The sequence below is a fragment of the Cereibacter sediminicola genome, assembly GCF_007668225.1.
GTDB classification, from domain to species: Bacteria; Pseudomonadota; Alphaproteobacteria; order Rhodobacterales; family Rhodobacteraceae; genus Cereibacter_A; species Cereibacter_A azotoformans.
Genome location: NZ_VDEK01000160.1, coordinates 1 through 440 on the forward strand (window position 1 = coordinate 1; position 440 = coordinate 440).

1 pseudogene is annotated in these 440 nt (G+C 71.4%); it reads left to right on the forward strand.

From position 1 onward, the window contains the following. Positions 1-278: pseudogene (locus tag FG154_RS20820) on the forward strand (diheme cytochrome c); the annotation flags it as partial. Between the last annotated feature and the right edge of the window lie 162 nt (positions 279-440).

Consider the following 440-nt stretch of genomic DNA (forward strand, 5'->3'; position numbering starts at 1 on the left):
ATCTTCCGAACCACTTCGGCGAGGATGCCTCGCTCGACGACAGGACCCGCGCCGACATCGAGGCGTACCTCGTCGCGAATGCCGCCGACAGCGCGGGCGGCCGCGCGCTGCGCGGGGTGGGCGCGACCGACACGCCGCTCAGGATCTCGGAGCTGCCGTGGTTCAAGCGCGAGCATTCTGATGAGGTGACGCCCCGGATGCTGGAGAAGGCCAGGAGCATGGCCAACTGTGCGGCATGCCACACCGGCGCCGAGCGCGGCAGCTTCGACGACGATTGAGGCGACCCGACGTGCGACAGGCCGCGGCCGCATCCCGTTTGCGGTCGGGGTTCTCGATTGGCTGCCGTCGGCGACTGACGGACCAGGGCAGGCGGAGATCAGGCCGGTCAGGCGGGCAGCCGCACCGTCGCCTCGAAGCCGTCGGCGCGGCCGGGGATCGGC